The 16814-nt window shown below is 38.5% G+C and carries 17 protein-coding genes; 9 read left to right on the forward strand and 8 right to left on the reverse strand.

The genetic code is table 11. The features are described from left to right. From CBG49_RS14020 to CBG49_RS14040, 5 genes are read left to right on the forward strand one after another with little or no spacing between them, the layout of a single operon-like run. A complete protein-coding gene (locus tag CBG49_RS14020) occupies nucleotides 1-363 on the forward strand; it encodes a hypothetical protein (protein ID WP_088594967.1) in 363 nt (120 codons plus the stop codon). A gap of 8 nt (nucleotides 364-371) precedes the next feature. After that, complete coding sequence (locus tag CBG49_RS14025) at nucleotides 372-740, forward strand: hypothetical protein (RefSeq protein WP_088594968.1); 369 nt, start codon at nucleotides 372-374, stop codon at nucleotides 738-740. Between the two features lie 7 nt (nucleotides 741-747). Beyond that, nucleotides 748-1140 carry a hypothetical protein gene (locus CBG49_RS14030; protein WP_088594969.1) on the forward strand — a complete coding sequence of 131 codons (393 nt, stop codon included), beginning with the start codon at nucleotides 748-750 and terminating at the stop codon, nucleotides 1138-1140. A 1-nt stretch (nucleotide 1141) separates the two neighbouring features. Continuing rightward, nucleotides 1142-1519: a hypothetical protein gene (locus tag CBG49_RS14035; RefSeq protein ID WP_088594970.1), complete on the forward strand. Its 378-nt coding sequence runs from the start codon at nucleotides 1142-1144 to the stop codon at nucleotides 1517-1519. A 3-nt stretch (nucleotides 1520-1522) separates the two neighbouring features. Continuing rightward, nucleotides 1523-2749, forward strand: a complete 1227-nt coding sequence (locus CBG49_RS14040; protein WP_088594971.1) for an ATP-binding protein — start codon at nucleotides 1523-1525, stop codon at nucleotides 2747-2749. 50 nt (nucleotides 2750-2799) lie between these two features. On the opposite strand, the gene CBG49_RS14045 is transcribed toward CBG49_RS14040, so the two are convergent. The 8 genes from CBG49_RS14045 to CBG49_RS15825 all read right to left on the reverse strand — a co-directional run bounded on the left by CBG49_RS14045 (nucleotide 2800) and on the right by CBG49_RS15825 (nucleotide 11938). Continuing rightward, nucleotides 2800-4068, reverse strand: a complete 1269-nt coding sequence (locus CBG49_RS14045) for a DUF2851 family protein (protein WP_088594972.1) — start codon at nucleotides 4066-4068, stop codon at nucleotides 2800-2802. Between the two features lie 27 nt (nucleotides 4069-4095). Further along, nucleotides 4096-4671: a phosphatase PAP2 family protein gene (locus tag CBG49_RS14050; RefSeq protein ID WP_088594973.1), complete on the reverse strand. Its 576-nt coding sequence runs from the start codon at nucleotides 4669-4671 to the stop codon at nucleotides 4096-4098. Next, entirely contained in the window at nucleotides 4671-6425 is a 1755-nt protein-coding gene (locus CBG49_RS14055) for a DEAD/DEAH box helicase (protein WP_088594974.1), read from the reverse strand. Before CBG49_RS14055 ends, CBG49_RS14050 begins: the two co-directional genes overlap by 1 nt. Nucleotides 6426-6617: 192 nt before the next feature. Further along, nucleotides 6618-7160, reverse strand: coding sequence for a DUF3592 domain-containing protein (locus tag CBG49_RS14060; RefSeq protein WP_088594975.1), 543 nt, complete (start codon nucleotides 7158-7160; stop codon nucleotides 6618-6620). 11 nt (nucleotides 7161-7171) lie between these two features. Further along, nucleotides 7172-10534: a preprotein translocase subunit SecA gene (gene secA / locus CBG49_RS14065; protein WP_088594976.1), complete on the reverse strand. Its 3363-nt coding sequence runs from the start codon at nucleotides 10532-10534 to the stop codon at nucleotides 7172-7174. Between the two features lie 504 nt (nucleotides 10535-11038). Then, entirely contained in the window at nucleotides 11039-11260 is a 222-nt protein-coding gene (locus CBG49_RS14070) for a DUF2795 domain-containing protein (protein WP_002673751.1), read from the reverse strand. Nucleotides 11261-11367: 107 nt separating this feature from the next. Further along, nucleotides 11368-11724: a hypothetical protein gene (locus tag CBG49_RS14075; protein WP_225883689.1), complete on the reverse strand. Its 357-nt coding sequence runs from the start codon at nucleotides 11722-11724 to the stop codon at nucleotides 11368-11370. Nucleotides 11725-11755: 31 nt separating this feature from the next. Further along, the gene (locus CBG49_RS15825; protein ID WP_088594978.1) at nucleotides 11756-11938 is read right to left on the reverse strand and encodes a hypothetical protein; all 183 of its coding nucleotides are present in this window, start codon (nucleotides 11936-11938) and stop codon (nucleotides 11756-11758) included. Between the two features lie 871 nt (nucleotides 11939-12809). On the opposite strand from CBG49_RS15825, the gene CBG49_RS14090 reads away from it, so the two are divergent. The 4 genes from CBG49_RS14090 (at nucleotide 12810) to CBG49_RS14105 (ending at nucleotide 16763) form a co-directional block, all read left to right on the forward strand. Continuing rightward, nucleotides 12810-13013: a hypothetical protein gene (locus CBG49_RS14090; protein ID WP_088594980.1), complete on the forward strand. Its 204-nt coding sequence runs from the start codon at nucleotides 12810-12812 to the stop codon at nucleotides 13011-13013. Between the two features lie 256 nt (nucleotides 13014-13269). Further along, nucleotides 13270-14520, forward strand: a complete 1251-nt coding sequence (locus CBG49_RS14095; RefSeq protein WP_088594981.1) for a 3-phosphoshikimate 1-carboxyvinyltransferase — start codon at nucleotides 13270-13272, stop codon at nucleotides 14518-14520. A 180-nt stretch (nucleotides 14521-14700) separates the two neighbouring features. Continuing rightward, nucleotides 14701-14994: an HU family DNA-binding protein gene (locus CBG49_RS14100; RefSeq protein WP_034555618.1), complete on the forward strand. Its 294-nt coding sequence runs from the start codon at nucleotides 14701-14703 to the stop codon at nucleotides 14992-14994. Nucleotides 14995-15218: 224 nt separating this feature from the next. Further along, nucleotides 15219-16763, forward strand: a complete 1545-nt coding sequence (locus CBG49_RS14105; protein ID WP_088594982.1) for an Rne/Rng family ribonuclease — start codon at nucleotides 15219-15221, stop codon at nucleotides 16761-16763. Nucleotides 16764-16814: the final 51 nt, after the last annotated feature.

Raw genomic sequence — 16814 nt, forward strand, 5'->3', positions numbered from 1 at the left:
ATGTGGGATTTTATATTAAATGGACTCAAAAGAATTTGGGACTTCCTTAAAAAAGTAGTTGTCGCTATTTTTAATTTCCTAAAAGATTTAGCTAATTGGTTTAAGAATAAGTATAAAATGGTTGTAGAAAAACATCCAAATGCAACCCCAATCGCTTTAAAAATCAAAGAAGAGTTAGAAGCAGGCAACTATAATACTATCGATTTAGGTCTAAAACAAGATAAAGGATACATTGTAAAGACCTTTTACGATGAAAATACTGGTGAAATTCTATCAGAAGACACCGAGATCGTCGAATTTTCTAAATTGGACAATGATACTAAAGCTCAATTTGGCAATAAAGATATGTTAGTTCTAAAATAATTACTAAAATGAAAAAAATGTTAGGAATTTTAGGAGGTATTGGTTTAGCTGTAGCAGTTACTGCTATCCTCCTATCAAGAGAAGAAAAAGAAGAGCCTAAAAAAGAAATTAAATACAAAGAAGTAGACTTCTTGGATATGGCTTACGTGAAAAAGTATTTTTCAGAAAAATACAAAGAGGTTATTGAAAAACGACCTAAATCACTTCCCATCATTCTAAAACTGGATGCCGAAGAAATATCTCTCTATATTTTTACTTTCTATGATGAAGAAAGAGGAGAGATCATCTCTAAAAAAACAAGAATAGTAAGTGCTAAAACCACATCTCAAGACTTTAAAGACGCCTTTGGAGATAAAGATTTGCTAATTTTAAACTAATAAAACTATGAACACATTTGTAACAATCTTTTTAATAGTTCTAATTATAGCTATTATCCTATTTGTATATTTTGCAAAACTTTACTTGCAAAAAAGAAAAAATCTTTTTGTGAAAAAAGAGCGGATGGACAAATTAACATTCAATTACATCCGAGAGTATTTTCAGAAAGAAAAGGTAGAGGATAAAAACTATGTACCTGTTCTAATAAAAATGGCACAAGAAAATCCTTATAACATTGAAAAAGAAACAGATGTAGATTTTTACACCCTTTCATTCTTTCATAAAGAAAAACAAACGGTTCTTACTGAAAAAACACAAATTGTAATTACAAAGAGTATAGACAGTAATCTATCAGACGCTCTAAATGGAAAAGGATTATTAATATTTGAAAATTTGTAAAATGGGACTTTTCAACACACTTTTAAGTATAGCCGAATTTGCTTACAAAAATCCAGAATTGACAAGAGCTGGAGTAAAACTTGTAGGAGACATTATTGAGTATTTCACAGAAGTAGACCACTTAGATGCTGAAACCGCTGAAAATCAGCTAAACTATGATTTTGCTGAAATAATTCGTGAAAACAAAGTACAAGGGAATTATGCTACATTAAACATTGGCTTAACAGACATTGTTTTTAGGGATAACAATGAAACTTATTTAGCAAAAATAGATGAAAATCAAGAAATTATTTTTGGTGAAGAAGTCGCCTATAATACAATTGATGCTGATTTAGACTCAATGCTAGATGAGTATGACTATCTAACTCTTGAAGATTAAGCTATGGACTACACTCAGAAATCACTCGAAGTTATTCAAAAAGTAAAAATAACAGCTACTGAAGTACAGGAAAATCTTTATTTTTTGGAAGACTTTCAGAAAATAAAGGGTACTTTCTACGAGATAAAAATATCTTCTCGTGTAAGTATCTTTGTTGAGAATGAATTAGCACAACAAAATGTTGCCTTGCGTGATGCTTTGTATTTTCGCAAAAACTTAATCTTGCGTGATTACAAGGAATACATCAAGGAATTGCCTAATATCTACATCTTTAAAAACAAAGAAAGTATGGAAGCTCAGAAAGCTGAGAATACAAACCAAGAAGAAATGGTTTTTATTCCTCAAGTGCCTAAATTTAGTTTAGAAAGGGTGATTTTACCGCCTCAGGTAAAAGAAGATATTTTGCTTTCTCTAACTCTTATAGAAAACCAGAAACGTATCTATGAGGATTGGGGATTTGCTGAAGTAGATGCAAAACCTAAGCTTATTCTTAACTTTTATGGACCTCCAGGTACAGGTAAAACAATGGTTTCACACGCAGTAGCCAAAATGCTGAATAAAAATATTTTAGCAGTAAATTATGCCGAAATAGAATCTAAATATGTAGGCGATGCTCCTAAAAACCTATTCAAAGCATTCAATGCTGCTAAAGAAGCTGATGCCGTTCTATTTTTTGATGAAGCTGATTCCTTTTTGGGCAAACGTATTCAAAATGTATCTAATAGTTCCGACCAAGCTATCAATTCTCTTAGAAGCCAAATGCTTATTCTTTTAGAAAATTTTGAAGGGGTTGTTATTTTTGCTACTAATTTAGCTGACAATTATGATAAGGCTTTTGAGTCACGTATTCTTAAACACATTCATTTTGATTTACCTACTTTACAAAATCGAGAAGCTATCATTGCTATTACCATTCCCTCAAAAGTACCTTTTGCTGAAGAGGTTAATAAAGAAGAATTATGTAAGAAATTAGCAGAAATTTCAGATGGTTTTTCTGGACGTGAAATAAAAAATGCTGTTTTAGAAAGTCTCACCAATGCAGTACAAAAAGCAACAGAAACAATCAATGAAACTATTTTTATTGAAGGATTTGAAAAGCACAAAGAGCGTCTTTTAAAATTTGAAGAAGAGCGTAAACAAAAAGGTATTAGTAAGGAACTCAAGGAAAAAATAGAAGGTAAAATAAAGGCTAAATTTGCTGAAGAAAAAGAAGAAAAGAAAGAAGACTAATTTCACTCTTCCTCCTTATAAAAAACTACCCTTACCCAATGGGTAGTTTTTTACTTTCTCCCTAAAATCGAAATCCCTATAGCACAATCTAAACAGCGTTTGGATTGGCAATAATGTTTGTATTGTTGTAGAAGTACTTGGGTATCAAAAGCAGTGGTAACAGAGGCTCCTAATTGTTGGTATTGGGTGATAATGCTGTTGCTCTCGGCTGTCATTGTTTTGAGTTCTTCAATGAGAGATTCACTCACGTCCTTGCCTAAACTTTGGTAATAGGCATATTTGAGTGGAATGAATACATTTATCCAAATAAGTGTGATGAGACTCGTACTGATAGGCTTTTTTACTTTTTTAGAAGTCTTGGTAAAGGTATAGTGGGTTTCCCAAAACTCGGAGACTCCTACGGCAAAGAGTTTTTGGATACTTTTGAAATCATTCACTTCAAGAATTTGTGAAAACAAACTTTCGTTTAGTTCGTATAGCTGTGCGAGTTGCGAGAGTCGGATAGTGGGAAAGCCTTGCGGACGCAAACCGGTGAAATGTATTTTTACTACGGGTGCAGAGAGGTTGTATTTCTGTTGTAGGTAGTGATAATTTTGCAAGAGTTCACGTGAATAGGTGAGTTCAGTTTCTTCGGGGAGTAAGCCTGCTTGCCCCAGTAGTAGTGCTTCTAAATGTAAGGGGTGTGAACGCTCTTTGCGGATAATACTATAGTCGAGATGTTTGCCCAATTGCAGGAAGGCTTCACCATTTACAGTGCCTCCGAAAGACTTGAGAAGCATACAAAAAAGTACTTTCTCCCAATCGAAATTGGCAGCTTTCCACAGCTCATTTACCGCAGTAGCTTTTTCTTCTAAACGTTCTACTAATAGGCGCTCATTCCACGAAAGTAAAGTAATGGCTGGCACAGTGGTATATTCCTTTTCACAAGGAATAAACTGGTAGTGTGAGGCTACAGTTGTATTGTATCGCTCTAAGAGTTCGGGGGAGATAAGACCTCGAAGTTCTAAAGTAGGAATAGGCTGGTTGTTAGCATCGAATACTTCTATATCGTGTTCCCAAACTACGTGCAGAATCACATTGCGATAGGCGGGATCACTTTCGTGACCGTGCACATACCAATGCGATGATTTGAGATGCATTTCTACATTACCCGCCCATTGCTGTTCACCTATAAGCAGTTGGGCACTTTGGAAATCGGGACCTGAAAGAGAATTGTAGTCACCAAATGAGAGAATTTGCAAGCGCTCTCCCGTAGTAAGTACAGCGTTGAGAGGTACTTTTTTGTATTTCCATAGGTAGTGTAAGAAATCTTCTTTCATTTTGATTAGGTAACAGGTTTAGGAGGTTTATTGTTTAGTTGGGATTTTTAATCTTTTTTCTGTGTATAAAAATAGAAAATAATAAAGGGTAGCTAAGAGTATACCGAAAATCCAACCCACCAATACATCACCTGGGAAATGCACGCCTAAATAAATACGGCTATAACTCACAATCACTGACCAGCAGAGCAATAGAGTAACGATATATCGGGCGTTTTTCCTAAGCAAGTAACTAAAAAATACGGCTATTGCCATTGTATTGGCGGCGTGAGCTGAAAAGAACCCATACTTACCACCGCAAATCACCATTCGCATTTGTCCGATAAGACTCTCATCGTGACAAGGGCGCAAGCGCTGGAATCCGTATTTGAAAACGTTCGCCAGCTGGTCGGTAGTGGTGATGAGAAGGGCGATGAATACCAAGATGAGCAACACTCGTTTCCAATGGAAATACTTGAAGCACAAGTATAACAAGAAAGCATAGAGGGGGATAGACGAGAGTTCATTGGTGATTACTAACCAAAGGCTGTCGGCTTCGGGCGTCCCCCAACTATTGAGGGAACAGAGCAGTTGCTTATCCGTTTCTATAAGGTATTCTAACATTATTTACGTTTTTTCTTCTTTTTAAAAGCCTGTTGGAGAGCTTCAGCAGTCTTTTGTTTGCGACTTTCTCTTTGTCCTTTTTTGCGACTTCTACCCTCATCGTTGCCGTGTTTTCTGCCGTCATCATTTCCGCGTTTGCGTCCACCGCGGTCTCTGCCAGCTCCTTTGGTAGAGAGTTCTACATTGATGAAGCGACCGTCCATTTGAAAATCGGTAAAGGTGCTCATCACCAAATCGGAGAGGTCGGCATCGGTATTGAAGAAAGAAAAACTGTTCTTTACATCTACTTTGAAAACATCATCACGACCTAAATTAAGGGTTGCTTTGAGGAAATCTTTGAGAGATTTCCAGTCGTAGCCATCGCGTTCACCTATGTTGATGAAATAGCGCACTTCATCGCTACTACCCCCACTGCGGCTTTCGCGCTCGTTCTCTATCGATAAGTTTTCGGCATTTTTATAATAATTAAAGAAACGCGTAAACTCTACTGAGAATATTTTCTTGATGAGCTCTTCACGGTTTACTTCCTGCAGTTCTTTATAGATAGCTGGCAAATAATCGTCGATGGCAGGGTTTACTTCTGTATTTTTGAGGTTGTTAGCCAAGTGATAGAGCTGTATCTCGCAGATTTCCATACCCGACGGCAATTGTTTCTGCTCAAAAGGTTGCCCTATCATCTTTTCGATAGTTTTGATTTTCTTCACCTCACTTTTTGGTAAAATTACTATTGAAATTCCCGATTTACCAGCACGACCTGTACGTCCACTGCGGTGGTTGTAGGTTTCTATTTCGTCGGGCAATTGGTAGTGAATTACGTGGGTGATATCGTCTACATCAATGCCTCGGGCAGCGACATCGGTAGCGACGAGCATTTGTATTTGGCGTGCGCGGAAAGATTTCATTACCAAATCACGTTGATTCTGACTCAAATCACCGTGAAGGGCAGCAGCGTTGTAGCCATCTTCAATGAGTTTTTCGGCTACTGCCTGTGTATCGCGTTTGGTGCGGCAAAACACTACCGAGAAGATATCGGGGTTAGCATCGGCGAGGCGTTTTAGGGCTTGGTATCTATGGCGACCGCTCACTATATAGTACTCGTGTTGCACGGTGTTAGTAGCCTGATTGCGAGTTCCTACGGTTATTTCGATAGGCTTACGCATAAACTTGCGCGCTATCTTAGCCACCTCGTTAGGCATAGTAGCCGAAAAGAGCCAAGTGCTTTTTTCTTGAGGAGTATGTGATAGAATTGCAGTAATATCTTCATAGAAGCCCATATTGAGCATTTCGTCGGCTTCGTCCAGCACACAATAATTGATATGACTGATATCTACGAAGTTACGGCGTATCATATCTTGCATACGTCCAGGAGTAGCCACGATAATTTGAGCGCCTTTTTTGAGGCTACGCGCTTGTTCCTCGATACTTGCACCGCCATATACCGCCACTACGTTTACCTTAGGGAGGTACTTAGCATAATTGCGGAGCTCAGAAGCGATTTGCAAGCAGAGTTCGCGTGTAGGTGAAAGGATAAGACCTTGAGTTACACGGCTATCAGTATCAATAAGTTGGAGGAGAGGAAAGCCAAAAGCGGCTGTTTTACCAGTACCCGTTTGGGCTAAAGCTACCATATCAGCACCATTTGCCAAAAGAGTAGGAATGGCTTTTTGCTGAATTTCAGAAGGAGTTTCAAAGCCCATATCGTTGATGGCTTTGAGGATAGGTTCATCAAGACCTAATTGTTCAAATAAATTCATTAATACAATTTGTAAATTAGCAAATTTGCCAATTTGCTAATGTATTCTAAAGCGCAAAGGTACAACAATATTTTCAATTGACAATTGATAATTGACAATTAAGAAGAAAAAACTTTGCCAAAGGTGCGAGCCACACGGACAGGAAACTTTGGCAAAGTATGATATAATAAATAATTTATATTGTGTTTCTGCTTATTTTTTTATAAAAAAGGAAACAATCAAGAAAATTATTGCAATGGACATTATTGCGAATCCTGCTATGCGAAACCCCTTATAAAAAAACGTTTTATCTTTATCGTCTACTATTTGGTGTTCACTGGGAGTTTCGGGCAAATAAGCTACTGTAATACTCTCGCCTGCTCGATAATTGGTTTGACGGCTACCACTATGAGCCCCAAAATAGGTTACACAAAAAGTATGAGCCGAATTAGCATATTTCAAATTTATAGGGGCGTTTGAGTTCAGAACAAGAGGTTTTACAATATAAGTATTTTCTCCTACAGTATACTTATAGACTACATAAGTCCTATTATTAAAACCAATACCTCCTACACCTTGACTGCCTGATTTGACAATTTCTAATACCTCTCCTTGTGCTTTCCCTTGATATAGTTTTTTGTTCTTTTCGGTAATTCTTTTGTTAATCTCAGCAGTGACCAAGAATACAAGCGCAAACAGAAAGAATATGCCAGAGCTTAGCAACATTCCTATTTGGTTGTTCATTTGGTTGTCCATTACCTAGTGATTTATTTATTGGATACTAATATCCACTCTCCGCTGTTTATTAGGGGGTCAGCTTGTTTGAACTTGAGCTCTTTGCGTTCACCGGTGCGGATGTTTTGGATTACTACCTTGTCGTTACGACCAATTTTAGGTTGTTCGCGTACGATGGTCTCTACTACCGAACGGCGCTGTGAGGCTTGTTGCCCTACTTCACGGGCGCGTTGTGCCATCTCATCGCTGTTGAGGGCTTCTTCCTTATTGGTTTGATAGCGTTCACGAGTGCGTTGTGGTGCGTGGGCTTCCTGTACGGGTGGATTTTGAGTAGGCAATTCGGCTTTGAACAAGAAAGAGATAATCTCTTTGTTTACCTTATCAACCATAGCTTTGAACAACTGATAGGCTTCAAACTTATAAATAAGTAGCGGGTCTTTCTGTTCGTGCACCGCTAATTGTACTGATTGTTTGAGCTCGTCCATACGGCGGAGGTGCGTTTTCCACTCTTCGTCGATGATGCCAAGCGTAATATTCTTCTCGAAATCGCTTACGAGTTTCTTACCTTGGGTTTCGTATGCCTCTTTGAGGTCGGTTACGATGTTGAGCATCTTTTCGCCATCGGTGAAAGGCACGACGATGCGCTCGTAAGTATTATTAGGATTTTCGTATACCTCTTTAATCACTGGGAAGGCTTGAGCGGCACTGCGTTCAGCTTTTTCCTGATAGTGTTTGAGCGCTTCGTGATACAAGGTGAAAGTAAGGTCGTTTGGCGATTGTTTAGCAAATTCGGCTTCTGAAATTTGTGTTTTCAATGAGAAATATTTGATGAGCTCGAAAGTGAAATTCTTGTAGTTATTACCACCTTTGTTGCTCTCTACTATATTCTCGCAAGTATCAAATATCATATTTGCCAAATCCACTTTTAGGCGTTCACCTTCAAGAGCGTGGCGACGGCGTTTATAAATTTGCTTGCGTTGTGCGTTCATCACGTCGTCGTACTCTAACAGACGTTTACGCATACCGAAGTTGTTTTCTTCTACCTTTTTCTGAGCTGCCTCGATGCGTTTGGTCATCATAGAGTGTTGAATTACATCACCTTCTTTATGACCTAAGCTGTCCATTAATCGGGCGATACGTTCAGAACCGAAGAGACGCATTAGGTTATCTTCGAGAGAAACGAAGAAGAGTGAGCTACCAGGGTCACCTTGACGACCAGAACGACCGCGCAACTGACGATCGACACGGCGAGAGTCGTGGCGTTCGGTACCTATAATTGCCAAACCTCCTGCAGCTTTTACTTCGGGGGTTAACTTGATATCGGTACCACGTCCCGCCATATTGGTTGCGATGGTTACCACACCACTATGTCCGGCTTCGGCTACGATTTCAGCTTCTTTTTTATGTAATTTAGCGTTCAACACATTGTGTTTCACCTTGCGCATTGTAAGCATACGGCTGAGAAGTTCGGATACTTCCACAGAAGTAGTACCTATCAACACTGGGCGACCGGCTTCGGAAAGTTTTACTACCTCATCGATTACGGCGTTGTATTTCTCGCGTTTGGTTTTATAGATAAGGTCGTTGTGGTCTTTACGAGCGATAGGACGGTTGGTAGGGATTTCCATTACATCGAGTTTATAGATTTCCCAGAACTCACCTGCTTCGGTGATAGCAGTACCCGTCATACCTGCTAACTTGCTATACATACGGAAGTAGTTTTGCAAGGTAATAGTCGCATAGGTTTGGGTAGCAGCCTCAATTTTCACATTCTCTTTAGCTTCAATCGCTTGGTGCAAACCATCGGAATAACGACGACCGTCCATAATACGACCTGTTTGTTCATCGACGATGAGCACTTTGTTATCAATTACTACATACTCTACATCTTTTTCAAAGAGGGTGTAGGCTTTGAGCAATTGGTTAAGGGTGTGAATGCGTTCGCTTTTTACGCTAAAATCTTGGAATAATTTATCTTTTAGTTTAGCTTCTTCTTCAATAGGAAGACCTTGGTTCTCGATATTGGCAATTTCTACCCCAATATCAGGTAAAACAAAGAAATCTTTATCACCATCGTAGGCAATATCAGCAAACCCTTTATCGGTAAGCTCGATTTGGTTGTTTTTCTCATCAATCACGAAGTACAATTCGGCATCTACCTTTGGCATTTCGCGATTGTTATCCTGCATATAGTAATTTTCAGTTTTTTGGAGCAGTTGTTTTACCCCTTCTTCGCTGAGGAACTTAATGAGCGCTTTGTTTTTAGGCAAACCACGATACACACGCAAGAGTTGGAATCCTCCTTCTTTGGTATCCCCTTCGGCGATGAGTTTGCGGGCATCGGCTAATACTTTGGTGAGGTAAGTACGCTGTTTGTTTACCAAATTTTCAACTAAAGGTTTCAGTTCGTTGAACTCGTGCAATTCGCCTTTAGGAGTAGGACCTGAGATGATGAGCGGTGTACGAGCATCGTCTATCAATACAGAGTCGACCTCATCGACAATAGCATAGTTGTGAGCGCGTTGCACCAAATCTTCGGGAGTGTGCGCCATATTGTCGCGGAGGTAGTCGAAACCAAATTCGTTGTTAGTTCCGTAGGTAATATCGGCGTTGTAAGCACGGCGACGGGCTTCGGAGTTAGGTTGGTGATTGTCGATACAATCCACACGCAAACCGTGGAACTCAAATAAAGGTCCCATCCAAGCACTATCTCGGCGTGCCAAATAGTCGTTCACGGTTACGAGGTGTACCCCATTCCCCGTTAGGGCATTGAGGTAGACTGGCAAAGTAGCTACAAGGGTTTTACCTTCCCCTGTTTGCATTTCGGCAATCTTACCTTGGTGAAGGGCAATACCTCCAATGAGCTGTACATCGTAGTGTACCATATCCCAAGTAACATCTTTACCAGCGGCGTCCCAGTGGTTTTTCCATACGGCTTTATCACCCTCAATCGTTACATAATCGTGGATAGCCGATAGTTCGCGGTCGTGTTCGGTAGCTGTTACGGTAATTGTTTCGTTATTAGCAAAACGACGGGTTGTTTCCTTCATAGTAGCGAAGGCTTCGGGAAGAATTTCGTTCAATGCCTTTTCTGAAGCTTGATAAGCTTCGCCATTGAGTTTATCTACTTCAGCGTAGAGGTCTTCTTTAGCATCGATATCGTCGGTAGCGTTTGCTTGGGCTTCGAGTTCGGCTATTTTAGTATCGAACTGGGCGCGAGCGTCTTTTATTCTTTGTTTGAACTCAATAGTTTTTGCGCGCAACTCATCATTAGAGATATTTTCTAACTGAGAGGCGTAAGTTTTTATTTTTTCAACGATAGGTTGGATTGCTTTTAGGTCGTTTTTGGCTTTGTCGCCAACGAAAATTTTAATAAGGGAATTGATAATGCTCATAGTTATTTTTGTCCCCTCTGCCCCCGCCCCCAAAAGGGGAACAATCTGCAAATGAGGGGTTTTTAATTTATTTGTTTATAATTATATATTTTTCAGTTGTAACACGAGTTGTAGCATAAGTCGCAACACAAGTCATAGCACGATAGGCAATTTAAAACTTTGGCATAAGGTCACACTGCAAGTTTGTCAATAAATATACCAAAAGAATGGGAACTGACAATTTGTCACTATACTCATTTGCAAATCTGCTACTTTGCTGATTTGCAAATTAAAATAAAGCCCTCCACATACTCTGCTCTCGCAGACTTCCCCGAAAGAGGGCGTTTGCAAAACGCCCCTACACAACACACCATAAAAGCGACTGATTGTCAGGTTTATAAAATTTGTCAAAGGTGCGAGTCGCACGGGCAATTAAGGACTTTGACAAAGTGTAGCGATGCAAATTTTGGGTTAATCTACAAATTGGCAAATTAAAAAAAGTCTCCTCAGAGAGACTTTTATTTTTTAGTATTCATCTTCATTCCATAGGTAGTCTTCTTCCGACGGGTAATCAGGCCAGATTTCGTCGATAGATTCATACATATCACCTTCGTCTTCTATTTCTTGAAGGTTTTCTACCACTTCCATAGGAGCGCCTGTACGGATAGCATAATCAATAAGCTCGTCTTTAGTAGCAGGCCAAGGAGCATCACTTAAATAAGATGCGAGTTCTAACGTCCAATACATAAACTAATAGAATTTTATAAATTTCGCGCAAAAGTAATACTTTTTATTTATTATACAAAATAATTTGCTAATTTGTCACGGCGTGTATAGCCTTTCTTCATTTTGTGCTACTCACAAAATATTAGAGCAGGTTCTTTCAGATATACATTTAGCACTACCGAATCTTTCTCTTTCACCTTTATATTATTTATATACACACCTTTATATCCTGAGAAAGTAGTGACTTGCACATCGTATTTTTTATTAGGAGAAAGATAAAAATTAGCTTCTTTATAATTTGAAATAATAGGCACTCCATTAATATGCAAATACAAATCACTAGTCGATAAAGAGCCGTCTCCTTCAAAAATTTTAATATTTAAAATACTTTTAACAGACGCCCTTTTAGCTTTATAATAAGACAAAGAGTAATCATCGCCTTTCTTGCCAATTTTCTCTTGATAAGTATCTATTTGCCTTTTCATAGAATTGCAACTACTAAGAAATATTAGTAGACTAATTACAAAGATTGTTAGGAATTGCTTCACGTTCATATTTTGCTATTTTAATTATTTCTTCTTTCTCTTCTTGAGATAGTTTTTTATATTCTTCTGTTCTTTCTAATCCTGACCAAGCTAAACTTTGGTAATATTTAAATTCATCAAGATATATAGATTGTTGTTTTGTGGGCGTTTGCAATAGGTTACTGTTTTATGGGCGTTTGCAAAACGCCCCTACACTGCATACTCCAAAAGTGATTGATTATCATAGTAATTAACTCCCCATCATACACTCTGCTCTCGCAGACTTCCTTTGAAAGGATAACCTCCTCCTATCCCCCTCCAAAGGAGAATATGTGATGCAAAAGCGATAACACTCTGTTAATCAGGAATTATTATTTTTCAACTCTCAATTCGTATTATTAACAAGTTTAACTCTCAAGATATAAAAGTTGCAAGAGTAAATATTCTAATGCCGAAGTTGGGTTAATAATAAGTAATTTCTCGTTTTTCAATCTCGCTCAAAACTTCTTTACCTGTCCTGATGAGACGCAGAAATCTCTTGCTTTGAAGATAATTACCTTGCTTATCATAAATATATTCATAACGAAATGTTGCTGTGTGTTTGAGAGTATCTCTCTTTCTTTCGTGTAATTCTTGGGTAACCTTATGGCGTTTGTTGTTATATGTGTAACGCCATTCTGTTGTGAACTTCCACTCATCTTCGCCAAAAAGCCTCCATTCGTATTGCTTTTCATTCTTTATATTGAAGCTGTTTAAACTTTTCCTATAATAACGTGAGTTCGGCGTAAGTAATTATTTAACAATCAGTAAAATATTTTTAATTTCCCACGAATTACACGAATTTTCACGAAATTGGGAGTGTATAAAAGTCTTTATTTTTTTATTATCTCACGAATTTTCACCTGACGGTGAATTATTTTGTGAATATATTATGTTACAAAGCTGTAAATCAATGTTCTGTTATATCGAACTGACGTTATAATAAAGTAAAAGTTCCCGAAAATTAGTAATTTTGTGTTTGAGAAAAACACTAAAATTCAGGAACTTTGGGCAAAGATACAATAAATAAATGGATTATTCCCTTTTTAAGTGTAGGAAAAAGAGGATTTAAAAGTAATTTTGATTTGGCTTCAATATTTTTATTGATTCTCAAGAAGTTAAAAACAGGAGTACAATGGAGAGAACTTCCGATTGAGAGCTATTTTGAAAAAGGAGAAATCTCTTGGCAAAATGTTCTATTACTACTTTAATAAATGGAAAACGTGTTTAATAATAGGTTTTATTCTCAAGATATACTAGGTTATTGTTTTATGGGCGTTTGCAAAACGCCCCTACACAACATACTTCAAAAGTAATTGATAATCAAGGTAATCAACTTTGCCAAAGTTTCAGATTTTGGCAAAGTTAGCGACGCAAAAATGATTTTGAGACTTTTTGGACAGCATCCTACATATTTGTTAATTTGCTAATTATCGCGTATCTTTGCGGTTATTAAACAGTTATGCAATGAACATCACCCTTCCTTTATCGCAACTTGTTTCAGGAAAAACGTTACAGCTCTCGGGCTCAAAATCGGAGAGCAATAGAGCACTTTTGCTACAAGCATTCTTCCCCGAATTACAGATAAAAAACCTCTCTACCGCCGATGATACCCTTCTCTTACAGCGCGCGTTACAATCAAAAGAGGGAACTATTGATATTCACCACGCAGGTACAGCAATGCGCTTTCTCACGGCTTATTTTGCTACCCAAGTAGGGCGCGAGGTATTACTCACTGGCTCGGCAAGGATGAAAGAGCGCCCTATTCACTTATTAGTGGAAGCACTGCAGCGTTTAGGGGCTGATATTTGCTATGGAGAACGCAATGGATTTCCGCCCTTATATATTAAAGGTGTAGCACTTAGCAAAAAAGAAGTGCGTATTCGCGGTGATGTGAGCAGTCAGTTTCTTTCTGCCTTATTGCTCATCGCACCTTCATTGCCGAATGGGCTTACGCTGATTTTAGAAGGTGAACTTACCTCGGTACCTTATCTGAAAATGACGGTGAGTTTCCTGCAATACTGTTTGGGTGAAGAAGTTGTACAATGGGAAGGCAATGTGCTGAAAGTAGCTTCACACATAAACAAACCTTTAAAAAACAATATATGGGAAGTAGAATCGGATTGGTCGTCGGCTTCTTATTGGTTTTCGTTTGTGGCACTCTCACCTATAGGAACACAGCTCACGCTCACACACTTCAAAGAAGATAGTTTGCAGGGTGATAGCGCGTTACCACAACTCTATAAACATTTTGGCGTAGGCACTACTTTTAAAGGCAGTACAATGCACATTGAAAAAACTGCTTTCCCCTACTCTACTCGTTTAGAATTTCAGCTGAACAATACTCCCGACATCGCACAAACCATAGCTGTTACTGCTTTAGGATTGGGATTAGAGGCACACCTCAGCGGATTGCACACACTCAAAATTAAAGAAACCGACCGACTACAGGCGCTACAAACCGAAATAACAAAACTCGGTGCGACAGTGAATATCACTGATGAGAGTTTGTATTTAGCCCCTTGTAAGCAGCTACGTGAGGGGGTGAGTATTGCGACTTATAACGACCACCGTATGGCAATGGCTTTCGCTCCTTTGATGCTCAAAACCCCTATAGTGATAGAGGACAAAGAGGTGGTAAGCAAATCGTATCCAGAGTTTTGGGAACAAGTGGAAGAGGTGTCAGGTGTCAGGTTTCAGGAAACAGATAAGAGATAAGAGGTAAGAGGCATTAGAAAAAAGATAAATGATTGATAATTAGCGCATTAGTTTATTTTTGAAAGAAAATAGAAAAATAAATACTAATTTTTTTATGTAACATAGTGTTTATTAAAGATTTAATTTGTATCTTTGCCGCCTGAAAAGAAAAAAGAATATTCATACAAAAACATATTAAAGATGACAAAAGCAGAAATTGTATCAAAGATTTCCGACAAATTGGGTCTTGACAGAAACGACGTACAACTTACCGTTGAGAACTTTATGGATGAGGTAATTAGCTCATTAGAAAGTGGACAAAATGTGTATTTGAGAGGTTTTGGTAGCTTCATTATCAAAACAAGAGCTGAAAAAACAGGTCGTAATATCTCAAAAAACACTACTATCAAAATCCCTGCACACAACATTCCTGCCTTTAAGCCAGCAAAAGTATTTGTAGAAGGGGTGAAAGCAAAAGTGAAAGTTAAAAAGTAATACACCCTGTATTAGTTTAAGTAACTGAATAATTAACACATAAAATAATAAAGTTATGCCAAGCGGAAAAAAAAGAAAAAGACATAAAGTGGCTAACCACAAACGCAAAAAAAGAGCGAGAGCTAATCGCCACAAAAAGAAAAAGTAGTGTAATACTACTTTTTCTTTTTAACAGACAAATCGTACCTTGATTTATTAATTATTAACTAAAAAAATCCAACAAAGTGGACAAAGAATTAATTATTCGTTCTGGTTCCTCTTACGTAGATTTTGCTTTGCTCAGAGATGGTAGGCTCATAGAACTTCACAAAGAAGAAGATACCAATGGATTAGGAGTAGGTGATATAATGCTAGCCAAAGTGCGCAAACCTATACAAGGGCTCAATGCAGCCTTTGTGAATGTAGGGCACGAAAAGGATGCTTTTTTGCATTATCACGACTTGGGATCTCAATTGGCTTCCTTACAAAAGTTTCTCAAATGGATACTCTCGGGAAAACTAAAAGACTTTTCACTAAAAGATTTCCCCTTAGAACCAGACATCAACAAAAATGGGTCGATAGCCGATACCCTCAAGCCTAACCAGCCTATATTAGTGCAGATAGTAAAAGAACCTATCTCAACTAAAGGACCACGCATCAGCTCTGAACTTTCTATCGCGGGGCGCTACCTCGTACTGGTGCCTTTCTCCGACCGTATTTCTATCTCACAAAAAATAGAAGGTAAAGCCGAGAAAGAACGCTTGAGAAAACTCTTGCAAGGCATTAAACCTAAAGGCTTTGGTGTGATAGTACGCACTGTGGCAGAAGGTAAAAAAGTAGCGGAACTCGACAAGGATTTGCAAGGTCTCTTCAACCGTTGGGTTTTGATGTGTAGAAAAATACAAAAAGCGGTTTACCCCTCAAAGGTGATGAGTGAAGTGAGCAAAACAGGTGCTATACTTCGCGATATGTTCAACGATACATTCACAGGTATACACGTGGATAACGAGCATCTCTACGAACAAATAAAAAAATATGTACAAGAGATTGCTCCTGAAAAAGAGAATATCGTAAAACTCTACCGCTCATCGGTGCCTATATTTGAGAAGTTCCATATCGAACGACAAATAAAAACGGCTTTTGGTCGTACCGTATCAATGCCTAAAGGGGCTTACTTAGTGATAGAACACACCGAAGCTCTACACGTGATAGATGTGAACAGTGGTAACCATTCTAACAAGAATAACGATCAAGAAACCACTGCACTATCTGTAAATCTCATCGCTGCCACCGAAATCGCACGACAATTGCGATTGCGAGATATGGGAGGTATTATCGTTGTAGATTTCATCGATATGGGCAATAGTGAAAACCGCCGTATCCTATTTGACCACCTGCGCAACGAAATGGCTGAAGACCGCGCCAAACACAAAATATTGCCTCCGAGCAAGTTTGGCTTGATACAAATTACTCGCCAACGCGTGCGCCAAGAACTCAACATCAAAACAAAAGAAGAGAACCCAAGCAAAGAAGGCGAAATAGAAGCGCCTATCGTTCTGGTTGATAAAATCAACATAGAACTTGAAAGCATTATTAAGGAGGATGCCTATAAAGGGCGCATTGTGCTGAACGCTCACCCTTTTATAGCGGCTTATTTAACCAAAGGGCTCTTTAGCTCTATCCGTTTTAAATGGTTTTTGAAATACAAACGATGGATAAAAATCCTACCACGCGATGCCTATACTTATTTAGAGTATCGATTCAAAACCAGTGAAGGAACCCCTCTTTAACATTACCAAACTCGGCGCACAAGCGCCGAGTTTTTTTTATTTTAAAGCCTT

Source organism: Capnocytophaga endodontalis (assembly GCF_002209445.1).
GTDB classification, from domain to species: Bacteria; Bacteroidota; Bacteroidia; order Flavobacteriales; family Flavobacteriaceae; genus Capnocytophaga; species Capnocytophaga periodontitidis.